Source organism: Robiginitalea sp. (genome assembly GCF_982776155.1).
Genome location: NZ_CEXZKX010000003.1, coordinates 45,752 through 61,751 on the forward strand (window position 1 = coordinate 45,752; position 16,000 = coordinate 61,751).

Genomic DNA, 16,000 nt, shown 5'->3' on the forward strand with positions numbered 1-16,000 from the left:
CCCGTAAAAATAGGTGGTTCCGGGGCTGTGCCCCTGGCTAATCCCGGTCCTGGCCGGAGCCCGTCCCCCCGGGGAGGATGTCGATCTGCGGCTTTTTGAGTACCTGCTTGTTGGCGATGTTCCGTTCCAGGGAGAGCAGCAGGGACGGCAACAGGATCAGGTTGGCGAGCATGGCAAAGAGCAGGGTGGCCGAAACCAGGGCCCCCAGGGCCACCGTGCCCCCGAAGTTTGAAATGGTGAACACGGAAAACCCGAAAAACAGGACGATGGAGGTGTAGAACATGCTCACTCCCGTTTCGCGCAGAGCAGCATAGACGGACTTGCGGATGCGCCAGTGGTTGCTGATGAGTTCCTGCCGGTATTTGGCCAGGAAGTGGATTGTGTCGTCTACGGAAATCCCGAAGGCAATGCTGAAAACCAGGATGGTGGAAGGCTTGATCGGGACGCCCAGAAAGCCCATCACCCCTGCGGTTATCACCAGGGGGAGTAGGTTCGGGATCAGGGAGATGACGATCATCCGGAACGACCGGAAGAGGTAGGCCATGAGCAGGGAGATCAAGCCGATGGCCAGGGCCAGGGAGAGGACCAGGTTCCGCACGAGGAATTTTGTGCCTTTCAGGAAGAGCAGGGCCTTGCCCGTGAGGGAGACATCGTACCGCTCCTCCGGGAAAATCTTGGCGGCCTCCTCCCGGAGTTCCTGTTCAATTTCCTCCATGCGGTCGGTTTTCATGTCCTGCATAAAGGTGGTGATCCGGGCCACCTGCCCGGTGGAATCCACAAAGCTCTGGAGCAGGTTACCGTTATCTTTGGATTTCCTGGCGATATCCAGGATAAAATTGTTCTCCTGGGACGTCGGCAGCTGGTAGTATTTGGGGATGCCGTTGTAGTAGGCCTGCTTGGAATACTTAACCAGGTCCACCACGGAAATGGGACGGGAAAGCTCCGGAATGTCGCGGATCACCTCCCCGAGTTGGTCCATCCGGCGCAGGGTGGCCGGTTTCAGGATGCCGTTGCGCCGGCGGGAATCGACCACGATTTCCACGGGCATGATCCCGTCGAATTCGGCTTCAAAAAAGCGGATATCCTGGAAAAATTCGGCCTTCTTGGGCATGTCCTCTATGGGGCTGCCCGAGATGCGGATCTGGTAGATCCCGATGATGCTGGCCACTAGCGTGCAGATAGCCACGATGTAAACGGTAATGCGCTGGTGCCGCACGATCCGCTCCATCCAGTTTACAAAGGCGTCGATCCACCGTTTGTTGAGGTGCTTCAGGTGTTTTGTCTTGGGCAGCGGCATAAAGCTGTAGAGGATCGGGATAATCAGCAGGGAAAGCACAAAAATGCCCAGGATGTTGATGGAGGCGACGATGCCGAATTCCGAGAGCAACCGGCTGTCCGTGATGATAAAGGTGGCAAAACCGGAGGCTGTGGTGACATTGGTCATCAGCGTGGCATTGCCGATTTTGGAGATCACCCGCTGGAGGGAAAGCGCCTGGTTTCCGTGTTTTTTTACTTCCTGTTGGTATTTGTTGATCAGGAAGATGCAATTGGGGATGCCGATTACGATGATCACCGGCGGGATCAGGGCTGTCAGCACGGTGATTTCGTACTGGAGCAGGCCCAGGGTCCCAAAGGCCCACATCACCCCGAAAATAACCACGCAGATCGAAATCAGCGTGGCGCGGATGGATCGGAAGAAGAAAAAGAAAATCAACGAGGTCACCGCTAGGGCGGCAAAGATAAACTTGCCGATTTCGTCGATGATATTCTGGGAGTTCATCGTCCGGATATAGGGCATCCCCGAGACGCGGACATTCATCCCGGTATCCTGTTCAAACTCCGCCACCAGGTTGCGCAGGTCGTTCAGCACAAAATCCTTGCGGACCTTTGTATTGACCAGGTCCTGGTCCAGGTAGACCACGGACTGGATGGTCCGCCCCTCTTTGTTATAGAGGAGTTTTTCGTAGAACGGCATGCGGTTGAATAGCTCGTCGGTAAGGCTGTCGAGTTGCCCGGTGGTACGGACACTGTCGGCGAGCCAGGGTTCCAGGCGGAATTCCTGGGCCTCATTGTCTTTGACCAGGCGTTGCAGGTTGTCCGTGGAAAGGACAAAATCGATCTCCGGGAACGCCTCCAGCTGTTCGTTGAAAATATTCCAGCGGTTAAACGCCTCCGGTTCAAACAGGCGGGAATCCTTAACGGCCAGTACAATCGTGTTTCCCTCCTCCCCGAATTGTTCCAGAAAGGCGCCGTACTCCAGTGTAGCCGGGTGGTCGTCCGGGAGCAGGTTGGCCTCTGTGTTGGAGAACTGCATGTTTTTCCACTGGGTGGCCAGCAGGACGGTCACCAGGGCAATCCCAACCAGGATCAGGATGCGGTTGCGCAGGATGATGCGGGCTGTACGGGCCCAGAAGCCTTGTGTGAGTTTGAATGCCATTCCCAGGAGTCGGCCGCAAAGGTAGAAAACATTCGGCAGCGAAACCAAATTAAAAGCCTCCCGGCCAAAAGTTTAGTAGCTTGCAACAAGAACCCGCGCCATGGATGAAAAACATCGCAGATACCGGCGTCGCGCCCGTCGCGCCTACCGGTTGCTGATTGTGCTTTGCACGCTGGCGCTCATAGCGGCTGCCCTGATCTGGTACCGGGCGGACGGGGCGTAAAAAAACCCCCTGTCAAAAAGGGGGTTGGTGCTGTGTGTGGCCGGGACGCAGGGGTCCCTTTCGGCACAGAAGTCCCGCTACACCTTCATGATTTCGGCTTCCTTGTGCTCCAGGATGCCGTCCACGCGCTCGGTGTATGTGTCGGTGAGTTCCTGGATGTCGATCTCGGCATTCTGTTCGAGATCCTCGGAAATGTCCAGCGCCTTAATCTCCTTGTTTGCGTCCTGGCGGGCGGCGCGGATACTGACTTTCGCCTCTTCCGCTTCTGCCTTGGCCTGCTTGACGAGCTGCTTGCGGCGCTCCTCGGTCAGCGGGGGGACATTGATGATGACCATTTCCCCGTTGTTCATCGGGTTGAACCCCAGGTTGGCATTGGTGATGGCCGTCTCGATATTCGGGATCATGGCCTTTTCCCAGGGCTGTACGGAAATTGTCCGGGCGTCCGGGGTGTTTACGTTGGACATCTGGTTCAGGGGCGTCTGGCTCCCGTAGTAATCCACCATCACGGAGGAAAGCATGGACGGGCTGGCTCTGCCGGCCCGGATTTTCACGAGCTCTTTTTCCAGGTGGGAGATTGCATTATCCATGTTCTCCTTTGCGCTGTCCAGGATAAATTGAATGTCTTCGTTCATGGTATTAACTGGATATATCCATTAAAGGTTAACAACGGTTCCGATATTCTCGCCGGAAACAATTTTCATCAGGTTTCCTTGTTTGTTCATGTCAAATACGACGATCGGCAGTTCATTTTCCTGACTCAGGGTGAAGGCTGTGGTATCCATGACCTTCAGGCCGCGGCTCAGGACATCCTTAAAGCTGATGCTGTCGAATTTGGTGGCGGACTTGTCCTTTTCCGGGTCGCTGGTGTAGATACCGTCCACCCGGGTCCCCTTCAGGATCACGTCTGCCTCGATTTCGATGGCGCGGAGCACAGCTGCCGAATCTGTGGTAAAGTACGGGTTGCCCGTGCCCCCTCCGAATATGACCACCCGACCCTTCTCCAGGTGCCGCATGGCGCGGCGGCGGATAAAGGGTTCGGCCACTTCATTGATCTTGATGGCAGACTGCAACCGAGTGTCCAGCCCTTTGTCCTCCAGGGCGGACTGCAGTGCCAGGCCGTTGATGATGGTGGCGAGCATCCCCATGTGGTCGCCCTGGACGCGGTCCATGCCGTTACTCGCGCCGGCCACCCCCCGGAAGATATTTCCCCCGCCAATAACAATGGCAACCTCCACGCCTTTTTCGACAACTGCCCGGATTTCCTCTGCGTACAAGGCCAGTCTGCCGGGGTCGATGCCATAAGACCGGTCGCCCATCAGGGCCTCTCCGCTGAGTTTTAAAAGGATTCGTTTGTACTGCATGGGGTGTGGCTTGGTTTGCGAACAAAAATAATCAAAAATTATTAGCCCGTCCGGGCCCTGAGGCCCCGTTAAAGTGCCAAATTAATCTAAAAACCAGGGGGAATCACGATTAATTTCTATATCCTTGCGAAAATCCAATATACACTATGAAAATTCGGTTTTACCACCTGATGCTATCCCTCCTCCTGGTGGGCTGCAGCGCTACCAGAAACCTCCCGACGGCGGGGGAAACCCCCATTAAGGCCAGCCTGGACCTGGTGGATGTACGCGATGACCGGGTACTGGTTGCCCTGGACCCCGGGGCGTTTATCGCTGGTGAAGTGAAATTTTACATCCCCAAAACTGTGCCGGGTACCTACAGCGAAGATAATTACGGACGCTATGTGGAAGGCCTTGCGGCCTTTGACTATAAGGGCAATCCGATGCCAGTAGTCCGCGAGGACGACAACACCTGGTCCATCTCCGGCGCCCGGGAACTCGACCGGATTACGTATTATGTCAACGATTCGTACGATTCGGAGGCCACCGGGGACCCCGCCCCGTTTTCCCCCGCAGGGACGAATATCCTGGCCGGGGAACACTATATGTTGAACCTGCACGGGTTTGTCGGCTACTTCGAGGGCCTCAGGGAGCAGCCGTACACCCTGGAGCTGCGCATCCCGGAGGGGCTGTATCCGGCCACATCCCTGAGCGGGAGTCCCGGGCCTGACGGCACGTTTACCTATAGCGCCTCCCGCTATTTCGAGGTCATCGACAACCCGATTCAACTCAGCGGGGAGCCGCCGGCTACCTTCCAGGTAGGGGATATCACGGTGAACATCAGTGTACATTCCCCGAATGGTGCCTATTCGGCTGCGGCCATTCAACCCGCCATGGAGCGGATGATGCAGGCGCAAAAAGCCTTTCTGGGCGACATCGACGGCACCCGGGAATACAACATCCTGCTGTACCTCTCCACCCTGGACAACGATGCCCGGGGCTTCGGGGCCCTGGAGCACCACACATCCACCGTGGTGGTCCTCCCGGAGCAGCTCCCCGCCGCGCAGCTGGAGGAGGCGATGGTCGATGTGGTTTCCCATGAATTTTTCCATATCGTCACCCCCCTGAATGTCCACTCGGAGGAAATCCAGTACTTTGACTACAACGCCCCCAAAATGTCCCGCCACCTGTGGATGTACGAGGGGACTACCGAATATTTTGCCAACCTGTTCCAGGTCCGGCAGGAATTGATTTCCGAGGAGGACTTTTACAGCCGGATGGTTACCAAAATCCGGAATGCCTCCAATTACAACGATTCGCTGTCGTTTACGGAGATGAGCCGGAATGTCCTGGAGGAGCCCTACGAGGCGGAGTACGCCAACGTGTATGAAAAAGGGGCGCTGATCAATATGGCCCTGGATATCCGGCTGCGGGAGCTGAGCGGGGGCACGTACGGCGTCCTGTCGCTGATGAAGGAACTCTCGGCCAAATACGACGAGGATACCCCGTTCCGGGACGAAGCCCTCTTTGATGAAATTGTAGAGATGACCTACCCGGAGGTCCGGGATTTTTTCCAGGCGCACGTCATCGGGAACACGCCGATAAATTACGCGGCCTACCTGGATAAGGTGGGCCTGGATTTTGGGGAGCAGGAGGTTGAAAGCGGGATTTTCCTCAAGGATATGCAATCCCAGATGCCCTTTATCGATGTAGACCCGGACAATACGGACTACATCTTCCTTCGCAGCGACATTCCGCTGAATACGTTTTTCACCGGCCTGGGCGCTCAGGGGGGAGACGTCCTGAAAAGCATCAATGGCACGGAGGTGACCCTCAATGCCATGCGGATGCTCATTGGCCAAAGCTTTGGCTGGGGCCCGGAAACCGAGGTGCGCATGGTGGTGGAACGGGACGGGGAGGAAATCGTCCTTGAAGGGACGGTGGGCAACCCGACGGTTACCGAACTGCTGATCCTGCCCGACTCGGAAGCGCCGGCTGAGGCTGTGCGTCTCAGGGAGGCCTGGTTGAAGGGGTAGGGAAGAAGGTGCCCGAATCATCCGCGGCTTGTACCGGCCGACGGAATTTGCGACGAGGCATAAAAAAAGCCTCCCCGGGCAGGGGAGGCTTTTTTACTGTGGATACAGCGCGGTTTACCCAAGGGCAACGCGCTCAAAACCGGTGACCTTCAGGTCCTTGTCGGCCGATTTTACATATTCGGCAACACTGATCTTACCGTCTTTGATAAAGGCCTGGTTCACCAGCGTATTATCCTTGAAAAAACGCTTGAGCTTGCCTTTGGCAATATTGTCGAGCATCGCCTCCGGCTTGCCCTCCTCCCGGAGTTGGTCCTTGGCAATCTCGATTTCCTTGTCGATGGTCTCCTGGTCCACCCCGCTTTCGTCCAGGGCAACCGGGTTCATAGCCGCAGCCTGCATGGCCACGTCTTTAGCTACCTCGGAGGCGCCGTCTACTTCGGCAGACAAGCCCACAAGCGTGGCAATCTTGTTCCCCGCGTGGATATACGACCCGACAAACGGAGCGCTGAGGCGGCGGAAGTCGCCGATCTCAATTTTTTCGCCGATAACGCCGGTTTGCTCAATGAGTTTTTCCTGTACGCTGATCCCTTCGAAATCTGCGGCCAGCAGCTCTTCTTTGCTGGCATGTCCCAGGGCAATTTCGGCCAACTTCTGCGCCAGGGATACAAACGTATCGTTTTTGGCCACAAAGTCGGTCTCGCAGTTCAGGGAAACGATCACACCTTCGGTGTTTGAATCATTGACCCTGGCGATGGCAGCTCCTTCGGACGAATCGCGGTCTGCGCGCTTGGCAGCCACCTTCTGACCTTTTTTACGGAGGATTTCGATGGCTTTGTCGAAGTCTCCCTCGGCTTCCACCAACGCATTTTTACAGTCCATCATGCCTGCACCGGTAGATTTTCTCAATTTGTTTACCTCAGAGGCGGTAATCTTAACCATGTTCTTTATGAATTTGAGGGGGACGGTATCCCCCCGTTGTGTTAAATAAAATATTCCTGGCTTAAAGCGGTTTTACTCTACCCCGCCTTTCGCTTTTTCCTGCCACTCGGCAAGTTCTTCCCACTTGCCGTCAGCGGCCAATTTGGCTTGTTTCGGCCAGCTTTCCGGATCCAGGTGCGCCATGCGCGAACTTGCTTCCGTAAGGATTTCCTTGATGGCATCCGGCTTGGTCCCGGCCAGGGCGGAATAGGTGCTTACCCCCGCTTTGGTCAGGGCTTCGGCAGCCTTCGGCCCGATACCTTCGATTTTCGTCAGGTCCTCGGCTTTGCTATCGGTTGCTTTTTCAGCGGCTGCTTCTTTCTTTGCCGGGGCTTTTTCCTCCTCTTTCTGCTCCTTTTCAGCAGCTTTCGGCTGTTCAACCGGGGAGTCGGATTTTACGGTTTCGGGCTCGGCTGCATTCTCGGCCTTCACCTGTTTTTCAGCCGGCTTTTCCTGCTCTACCACCGGTTCGGACTCAATTTCCTTGGTCTGCTTTGCCGGAGCCGGAGCCTTGTCGGTCTTGGCAACAGCCGGGGCTTTTTCAACCACGTCCGTATCGGCATCCCTGCCTTCTTTCTCGGCGGATTTTTCGGATTTGCGCTCGGCAAGCCCGTCGGCGACGAATTGGGTTACCTGGCTCATGATCACCTCGATGGATTTGGAGGCGTCGTCATTGGCCGGGATCACAAAATCGATCGGGCGCGGGTCCGAGTTGGTATCCACCATGGCAAAGATGGGGATGTTGAGTTTCTGGGCCTCTTTCACGGCGATGTGCTCCCGCATGGTGTCCACCACGAAGAGGGCGCCGGGCAGGCGCGTCATGTCCGCGATGGAACCGAGGTTCTTTTCCAACTTGGCGCGGAGCCGGTCTACCTGCAGGCGCTCTTTTTTGGAAAGTGTATTGAAGGTTCCGTCTTTTTTCATCCGGTCGATGGAAGCCATCTTCTTCACCGCCCTGCGGATGGTGACGAAGTTTGTCAGCATCCCGCCCGGCCAGCGCTCGGTGATATACGGCATATTCACCTCGGCTACCTTCTGGGCAACGATGTCCTTGGCCTGCTTCTTGGTGGCGACAAAAAGGATTTTGCGCCCGGAAGCGGCGATTTTTTTGAGGGCTTCGCCAGCTTCGTCCAGCTTGGCGACGGTCTTGTACAGGTTGATAACGTGTATCCCGTTGCGCTCCATGTAGATATAGGGAGCCATGTTGGGATTCCACTTGCGTGTGAGGTGGCCAAAATGCACCCCAGCCTCTAACAGGTCTTTTACTTCAGCTTTTACAGCCATTTTTGAAAACTTAGTTTACGTTCTTTGAATGAGCAATGGCCGAGTGGTGGTCCCGACCCTGGGGGGCCGGCACATGCCTCCGCCATTTAGATGCTAAACTAAATGGGTCCCTGTCCCGGGATTTCCGGTTCAGGGGGTAACTAGTCTCTCCGAAGAGATCGTTTCAAGGAACTTGGGTTATTGAAAATATATAAAGGGTACCCCCTGCGCGCGGCAGGGGATACAGGATATTAACGTTTGGAGAACTGGAACTTCTTCCGGGCTTTTTTCTGACCGTACTTCTTGCGTTCCACCATTCTCGGATCCCGGGTCAGGAGGCCTTCCGGCTTCAGGGTGGCCCGGTGTTCCTCGTCAATCTCGCACAAAGCGCGGGAAAGCGCCAGGCGCACGGCTTCCGCCTGCCCGGTGATGCCCCCGCCAAATACGTTGACGCTTACATCGTAGTTGTTCTCGTTTTCCGTCAGGGTGAAAGGTTGTTTCACCTTGTATTGAAGTGTTGCCGTCGGGAAGTATTCCGCCAGGTCTTTTTTGTTCACAGTGATGGAGCCATTGCCCTGGGAAACATATACCCGTGCCACGGCTGTTTTCCTCCTGCCGATTTTATGAATCACCTCCATTATCTAAGGTCGTTAAGATTGATTGCTCTGGGTTTTTGGGCTTCCTGGTCGTGCTGCTCGCCGGCGTAGACCCGCAGGTTGCGGAACAGGTCCGCGCCGAGCCGGTTTTTCGGGAGCATGCCTTTAACGGCTTTCTCGACCAGTGCAGTCGGGTTTTTCTCGTGAAGCGTGCGCGCAGTCTGTACGCGCTGACCGCCCGGATATCCCGTATAACGGATATATTCCTTGGCATCCCATTTATTTCCGGAAAGGGAAACTTTTTCGGCGTTGATCACCACGACATTGTCGCCGCAGTCTACGTGGGGCGTGAAGTCCGGCTTGTACTTTCCCCTCAGGATTTTTGCCACCTTGGAGGCGAGCCTTCCCAGGGTCTGCCCCTCGGCATCCACCAGCAACCACTCCTTCTGAACGGTGCTTTTATTGGCGGATTTGGTTTTGTAGCTTAATGTATCCACTACTTATTTCTTTTATGCATTAAACACTTCAATCCCGAATAACGGGCTGCAAATGTACGATTAATAAGTTGAATTACAAATGCCTGTCCGGCAATATTTTTTTGTCTCCCTGCAACTTTTTCAGGCTGCGCCGGATCGATGTGTTAAAAGAACGCAAATAACGGTTAAATCCTGTAACAGTTGTCGTTTTCCCCGGTCTTTTATTCAGACATCAATCAACTGACAGCCATGACCAGATTCTCCACGGCCCTCCTCTGCACGCTGGGGGTTATCGCCCTTTCACGGGGGCAGGATACCGCCGAAATCCCGGAACCCGAACCCCCTGCCAGCGCCGTTACGGCCGATGAGGTGCCCAGGCGCAACTATATTACGGCGGCAATCGGAGCGGAGAGCGTCCCGGTCATCGACGGCACTCTGGACGAAACGGTATGGAACCAGGTGGAATGGGCCGGGGATTTTATCGAACAGCGTCCCGACGAGAATACGCCCCCGGCCCAGCAGACCCAATTTAAAATCCTCTACGACGCCAAAAACCTCTATGTGGGTATCCGGGCCTTTGACACCGAACCGGATAAAATCGTCAAACGCCTCTCCCGGAGGGACGGGTTTGACGGGGACTGGGTGGGGATCTTTATCGACAGTTACCACGACAAGCGGACCAGTTTCGGATTTATCGTTTCGGCAGCCGGGGTCAAGGGGGATGTTTTTGGCTCCAACAACGGAAACAATGAAGACGATACCTGGAACCCCATCTGGTATGTGAAGACCCGGACGGATGCAGCGGGCTGGACCGCCGAGATGCGCATCCCCATGAGTCAGTTAAAGTTCAGCGAGGCCCCGGAACAGGTATGGGGGCTGCAGGTGATGCGCCGGTTTTTCCGGGATGAAGAGCGGTCTGTCTGGCAGCGCCTCCCCGTGGACACCCCGGGATTTACCAGCGAATTCGGCCTGCTCACGGGGTTGAGGAATATCGAGTCGCAAAACCAGTTGGAGATCCAACCCTACACGGTGGCCAGGAGCGAGACGTTTGATCCCCAGGCGGGCAACCCCTTTGAAGACGGGAGCGAAACCGGTCTTACCGGGGGGCTGGATGCCAAGATTGGAATAACCAACGACCTGACCCTGGACTTGACCATCAACCCGGACTTTGGCCAGGTGGAAGCCGATCCGTCGGCTATTGCGCTGGACGGTTTCCAGATTTTTTTCCGCGAACAGCGCCCGTTTTTTATCGAGAACAAAAACATCTTTGACTATCCGGTGTCCCCGTCCCAGGCGGGCAACACCTTTGGCTCGGACAATGTGTTCTATTCCCGCCGGATTGGACGGAGCCCCCAGGGGTTTCCCGAGACGGCCGACGGGGAATTCGTGGACCAGCCGGCCACCACGCCCATCCTCGGCGCGGCAAAATTCAGCGGCAAGACACGCGACGGCTGGTCTGTGGGCCTGCTCGAGAGCCTGACGGCGCGGCGGTCTGCAGTAATCGACAATGCGGGGCAGCGTCGGCGCGAGGTAGTGGAACCCCTCACCAATTACCTGGTGGGGCGGGTCCAGAAGGATTTCAACGAAGGGGACACCTACGTGGGCACCATCGTCACGGCCACCAACCGGGAAGCCCTGCCGGAAACCCTGGAATGGTTGCACGAGGCGGCCTATACGGGTGGGGTGGATTTTAAGCACCAGTGGAACAACCGCGACTGGTACCTGGGGGGCAGTCTGGTGTGGAGCCACGTCAGCGGCAGCGAGGCCGCCATTCTCAGGACGCAGGAATCCATTGCGCATTTGTTCCAGCGCGTGGGGGCGGACCATGTGGATGTAGACCCGGCCAGGACTTCCCTGACGGGAACTGGGGGCAACCTGCAGTTGGGCAAGGTGGGCAACGGGCATTGGCGTTTTGAGAGCGGGGCCACCTGGCGTTCCCCGGAACTGGAACTCAACGATATCGGCTTTCAGCGGCAGGCGGACGACATCCGCCATTATACCTGGGTGGGCTACCAAACCCTGAAACCGGATAAAACCTTCCGGCGGGTGGGGATTAACTACAACCACTGGAGCGCCTGGGATTTTGCGGGGAACCACAACCTGGTGGCTTTCAACACAAACAGTTGGCAGAATTGGGCGGGCAACTGGTTCACGAACCTCGGGCTCACCTTCCGGCCACTCCAATACGACAATTTCGCCCTGAGGGGCGGGCCGCGCCTCCGGCAATCCGCCAGCATCAGTTTCTGGAATGGTATCAATACGGACAGCAGGAAGAAGCTCCGGTTTAACATTTTCCAGAACGGCTCGCAGGCCCTGGACGGGTCCCGGGATTACTATTATGTGGAAGGCGGGTTTACCTATCAGCCATTCAACGCCCTGCGGATTTCCGCTTACCCGGGCTTTGAGCTGAACAACGACAAACTCCAGTATATCGACAACCTGGTCAGCGGGGGAGAGCCGGTATACCTGAATGGCACAATCGAGCAGCGCACGCTGTCCATGTCGCTGCGGGTCAATTATACAATCAACCCGAACCTCACCCTGCAGTATTGGGGGCAACCCTTTATATCCCGGGGCCGCTATTCGGAATTCAAACATATTTCAAACCCGCTGGCCCCGCAGATAGCCGAGCGGATTACCCCCTTTGGCCCTGGGCAGATCACCTTTGAGGAGGGGGTGTATTCCGTAGACCGGGCGCAGGACGGGAGGGTGGATTTCACCTTCGGGGACCCGGATTTTTCCTTTATACAGTTCCGGTCCAACCTGGTACTTCGGTGGGAGTACGTACCCGGGTCCGAATTGTTCCTGGTCTGGTCCCAGGACCTGACCGCTTCCGGGGACCCGGCCGCAGCCCTGCTGGGCAGTCTGGAATCGAATATCTTCGGGGAAACGCAACCGCGCAATATCCTGCTGCTCAAGGCCACTTACCGGTTTGCGCTGTAATTCATTTCGTGTTAAAACAACACATTTAACTCTTTTTAACTTTTGGCGCATATCCCGCAGATGCATTAAGCCTTATTTTTAGTCCAAACAAACCTAACTGAATGCCAACCCTGTTTCCGCGAATTCTCGGCGGAATCCCTGTTATTTTCCTGCTGCTTTGGAGCCTGGCCGGATGTACGGATCCCGTGGACCCGGAATTCAGCTACCGGGAGGGGCTTGTCTATATCGATGCCTTTGCATCTAATGACCCCGGCGCCTCCTATGTCCAGGTTTTTGAATCCGGGGAATCTTTTGGCCGGCAGACGAATGAATTCCTGGAGGGGGCCGATGTGCGGTTTATCCGCAGTCCGGACGGCCGTGAAGTAGTGTTGTTCGAATCCGGGGACCGGTACCTGCCGCCGGCTGATTTTGCAGTGCGAATCGGCGAGCAGTGGCAACTCCGGGTTGAACTGGCAGACGGACGCCGTTACTTTTCCACAGCCGAGAGCCCTGTAGCGCCTGTGCCCATCCGGGAGGTATCGGTATCCTACGACCCGCAGCTCGTATTTGCGGAAGACTACGACCGGGAGGTGCCCGGGCATCGGCTTTCGGTAACTTTTTCAGATCCTGCGGGGGAGGAAAACTATTATTTCTGGCAGTTCCGCAGTTATGAGCAATTGGTGTACTGCCACATCTGTTACAATTATTCCGTCTACCGGGACGGCGAGTGTTTTACCCCGGACCCGGATCGCCCGGGCCCGCCCCTGAAGGAATACTACACCTACAGTTGCGAGGATGCCTGCTGGCAGATCCGCTACAACGACCGGGTGGAGGTGTACTCGGATGAATTCTCCGACGGGACCACCACCACGGGCCTGCCGGTGGCCGATATCCTCCTGTACCAAAAGCGCAACGTCCTCGTTAAACTGCAGCAATATACCCTGGGCCGGGATGCCTACCGGTATTACAAGACGCTGAAGGACCTGGTGGACAACAACTCAGGCTTCAACGCCCCGCTACCAGCGGCCCTCCTGGGCAACCTGTACAACCCTGACAACCCGGACGAGTATGTCCTGGGGCGGTTTACCGCAGCCGCCCAGGTGTCCCGGGACGTTTTTATCGAACGGATTGGCCTGGAAGAAGCCCAACTGGAAGATCGGATCGTAGGACAAGCCGAGGAATACGGGTCGGTGCCCCCGCCCGTTACCTCCAGCGCCCCCTGTCTTTCTGGACCCTACCGCACGGCAGTCGAACCCGAAGGATGGCCGGAATGAACAAGCCAGCCGGACATACCTGCAGCCAATTCAGGGGCCACCTTGGGTGCATTCTCCTGCTCCTCTTCTGCCTTGCGCCTGTAAATGCCCAGCAGCGGGAAGCCACCATCTCCGTTCAGGTGCTGGATGCGGCGGGAAACGCCCCGCTGGAAGGGGTACAGGTAGCCATCCGGGAATGCCGCTGCGGGGGGATAACCGACCGGGACGGGCGCTATTCCAGGGTCCTTCCACAGGGGAGTTATTCAGTGGAATTCTTCTACCTGGGTTTCCAGGGGGTACAGCGGCAGGTGGACCTTCGCGAATCCGTGGACCTGGTAGTGCGGATGCAGGAGCAAGCCGAGGAGCTGTCCGAAGTGGTTTTGCGGGCCCGACGGATTGCCGAGAACCTGGAATCGCCCCAGATGGGGGCCCTGGAACTCGAGATGCAGGAAATCAAAAAGATTCCCATGGCCGCCGGGGAATTCGACGTGTTGCGGGGCATGACGCTCCTGCCGGGGGTCAATAATGCCGGGGAAATCAGCAACGGGTTGTCGGTTCGCGGAGGGTCCCTGGACCAGAACCTGATCCTCTACGACTACGCCCCGGTATTTAACCCGACCCACCTGTTCGGGTTGTTTTCCGTATTCACGCCGGAGGTAATCTCCCAGGTAGACCTGTACCGGGCGAACATTCCCGCGCGGTTTGGCGGACGGACGAGTTCCGTCCTGGATGTAAAGACGCGCAATCCGTTTCCATCGAAGTTTAAGCTGAATGGGGGGGTGGGCCTCGTATCCTCGCGTTTGGCCATTGAGACCCCCCTGATCAAAGACAAGCTGAATTTGTCCCTCGGGGGGCGGGCCGGTTTTACGGACTTTCTGCTGCCTTTATTTTCGGAAAGGCTGGAGAACACGCGGGCCCGCTTCCACGACGCCACGATGAAACTGCTCTGGCTGGCCGGGGAAAACGACCAGGTGGCCCTGACCGGGTTTTATTCCTGGGATTTTTACCAGCTGGACCTGATTACCCGTATTCAGGACATCAATGCCGCAAACAACCAGTATAAGTTCCGGACCCTGAACGGCACCCTGGCATGGACCCATGTATTGGATGATTCCTCTACCTTGCGCAACATCCTGGTAGCCTCGGATTACCAGCCGGAAAACATTTTCCCCGAAGCCGAAAGCGACAATGAGATACGGTATAATTCCTCTATCCGCTATTTGAGCCTGAACTCGGAATACCAGCGCTTTGTAGGCGAGGGACTGGACTGGTATGCCGGTTTGCAGGCAGCCCGGTACCGGATAGCACCCGGCAGCCTGGACCCGGGTTCCGGCAACAGCATCAACCCGGTGGAACTGCAATCCGAGCACAGCTATGAGTTCGGGGCCTACGCCAACCTGAACTGGTCCCCCCTGGAAAACCTGTCGCTTTCCGCCGGGTTGCGACTCAACCATTTTGTATTGGTGGGCCCGTTTACCCAGCCCGCCTTCGACCCGGATACAGGAAACCTGATCGCCACCACATTCTTCGAGGACGGGGCAGGAGTCAAGACATACAATGGGTTGGAACCCCGTCTGGGCCTGAATTACTCCCTGGGGGAGTTCACCTCCGTCAAGGCCAGTTACGCCCGGCTGAATCAGTACCTGCAAAACCTGTACAATACCACCACCCCGCTTCCCACCTCCCGATGGAAGACCTCCGACCCGCTCATCGGCCCGCAACAGAGCGATGCCTTCGGACTGGGGATCTATCAGGGGCTCGCGGACAACGAGATGGAAATTTCCCTGGAGGGATACTACCGCGCGTCCCGGAATAACCTGACCTACAAGGCAGGCGCGGATTTTTTCCTGGAGCCCTACCTGCAGCGGGAAGTGATCCAGGCCGACGGGAAAGCCTATGGGGTGGAACTCAGCTTCCGCAAACCCGAGGGGAAGGTCAACGGCTGGTTTAACTATACCTACGCCAGGAGCTTCCTGCGCAGTAACGGCACGGGGCTCCGCGAACGGATCAACGACAACGATTGGTACCCCTCGGAATTTGACCGCCCCCATGTATTCAACAGCACGGTTAACTTTGAGGGCGACCTGTACAACACCTGGAGTTTCAATTTTACATTGCAGTCCGGGCGGCCCTATTCAGCCCCGAACAGCGTCTTCAGATACCAGGATATCGATATCCCGATTTTCCTGGACCGGAACAATGCCCGCCTGAGGCCCTACCACCGCCTGGATTTCTCCTGGACGGTCCGGTACGGTAAAAAACTGGACCGCCGCTGGGTGGGGGACTGGACCTTTACCATTTACAACGTGTACGGCCGGCGGAACCCCTTTAACCTGTTCTACTCCCAGCGCCAGGGGGGCGAATTCGGCGATATCTTCCTGGAAAGCCCGCTGGGTGCCTACGAACTATCCGTGCTGAACAGCCCGCTCTTTGCGATTACCTACAATTTTTCCTTCGATTAAAATAGGGGGACACG

At 56.6% G+C, this 16,000-nt stretch carries 12 protein-coding genes; 5 read left to right on the plus strand and 7 right to left on the minus strand.

Annotated elements, in window-relative coordinates; all coding sequences use genetic code 11:
* Nucleotides 1-37 precede the first annotated feature (37 nt).
* Nucleotides 38-2,437: an efflux RND transporter permease subunit gene (locus AC3DKS_RS06030; protein WP_012813691.1), complete on the minus strand. Its 2,400-nt coding sequence runs from the start codon at nucleotides 2,435-2,437 to the stop codon at nucleotides 38-40.
* A gap of 100 nt (nucleotides 2,438-2,537) precedes the next feature.
* Between AC3DKS_RS06030 and AC3DKS_RS06035 the strand changes: the two genes are divergently transcribed.
* Nucleotides 2,538-2,660, plus strand: coding sequence for a hypothetical protein (locus AC3DKS_RS06035; protein ID WP_262500401.1), 123 nt, complete (start codon nucleotides 2,538-2,540; stop codon nucleotides 2,658-2,660).
* A 77-nt stretch (nucleotides 2,661-2,737) separates the two neighbouring features.
* Here AC3DKS_RS06035 and frr read toward each other — a convergent pair whose 3' ends face one another.
* A complete protein-coding gene (frr, locus tag AC3DKS_RS06040; protein ID WP_012813690.1) occupies nucleotides 2,738-3,292 on the minus strand; it encodes a ribosome recycling factor in 555 nt (184 codons plus the stop codon).
* A gap of 21 nt (nucleotides 3,293-3,313) precedes the next feature.
* Nucleotides 3,314-4,021, minus strand: a complete 708-nt coding sequence (gene pyrH / locus AC3DKS_RS06045; RefSeq protein ID WP_012813689.1) for a UMP kinase — start codon at nucleotides 4,019-4,021, stop codon at nucleotides 3,314-3,316.
* A 146-nt stretch (nucleotides 4,022-4,167) separates the two neighbouring features.
* Here pyrH and AC3DKS_RS06050 point away from each other — a divergent pair, with 146 nt between their 5' ends.
* Entirely contained in the window at nucleotides 4,168-6,036 is a 1,869-nt protein-coding gene (locus AC3DKS_RS06050) for a M61 family metallopeptidase (RefSeq protein ID WP_474732045.1), read from the plus strand.
* Between the two features lie 114 nt (nucleotides 6,037-6,150).
* Here the strand turns inward: AC3DKS_RS06050 and tsf are convergent, their stop codons facing one another.
* From tsf to rplM, 4 genes are all read right to left on the minus strand, one after another.
* Nucleotides 6,151-6,975, minus strand: coding sequence for a translation elongation factor Ts (tsf, locus tag AC3DKS_RS06055; RefSeq protein WP_012813687.1), 825 nt, complete (start codon nucleotides 6,973-6,975; stop codon nucleotides 6,151-6,153).
* Nucleotides 6,976-7,047: 72 nt separating this feature from the next.
* Nucleotides 7,048-8,298, minus strand: coding sequence for a 30S ribosomal protein S2 (rpsB, locus tag AC3DKS_RS06060; protein WP_474732048.1), 1,251 nt, complete (start codon nucleotides 8,296-8,298; stop codon nucleotides 7,048-7,050).
* A gap of 230 nt (nucleotides 8,299-8,528) precedes the next feature.
* Nucleotides 8,529-8,915, minus strand: coding sequence for a 30S ribosomal protein S9 (rpsI, locus tag AC3DKS_RS06065; RefSeq protein WP_012813685.1), 387 nt, complete (start codon nucleotides 8,913-8,915; stop codon nucleotides 8,529-8,531).
* Nucleotides 8,915-9,370, minus strand: a complete 456-nt coding sequence (gene rplM / locus AC3DKS_RS06070) for a 50S ribosomal protein L13 (RefSeq protein WP_012813684.1) — start codon at nucleotides 9,368-9,370, stop codon at nucleotides 8,915-8,917. The genes rpsI and rplM overlap by 1 nt, the downstream gene beginning before the upstream one ends.
* Nucleotides 9,371-9,598: 228 nt before the next feature.
* Here rplM and AC3DKS_RS06075 point away from each other — a divergent pair, with 228 nt between their 5' ends.
* The 3 genes from AC3DKS_RS06075 (at nucleotide 9,599) to AC3DKS_RS06085 (ending at nucleotide 15,986) form a co-directional block, all read left to right on the plus strand.
* Complete coding sequence (locus tag AC3DKS_RS06075) at nucleotides 9,599-12,292, plus strand: DUF5916 domain-containing protein (protein ID WP_474732052.1); 2,694 nt, start codon at nucleotides 9,599-9,601, stop codon at nucleotides 12,290-12,292.
* 101 nt (nucleotides 12,293-12,393) lie between these two features.
* A complete protein-coding gene (locus AC3DKS_RS06080; RefSeq protein WP_012813682.1) occupies nucleotides 12,394-13,545 on the plus strand; it encodes a DUF4249 domain-containing protein in 1,152 nt (383 codons plus the stop codon).
* A complete protein-coding gene (locus tag AC3DKS_RS06085) occupies nucleotides 13,542-15,986 on the plus strand; it encodes a TonB-dependent receptor (RefSeq protein ID WP_474732055.1) in 2,445 nt (814 codons plus the stop codon). The genes AC3DKS_RS06080 and AC3DKS_RS06085 overlap by 4 nt, the downstream gene beginning before the upstream one ends.
* The last annotated feature ends 14 nt before the right edge of the window (nucleotides 15,987-16,000 follow it).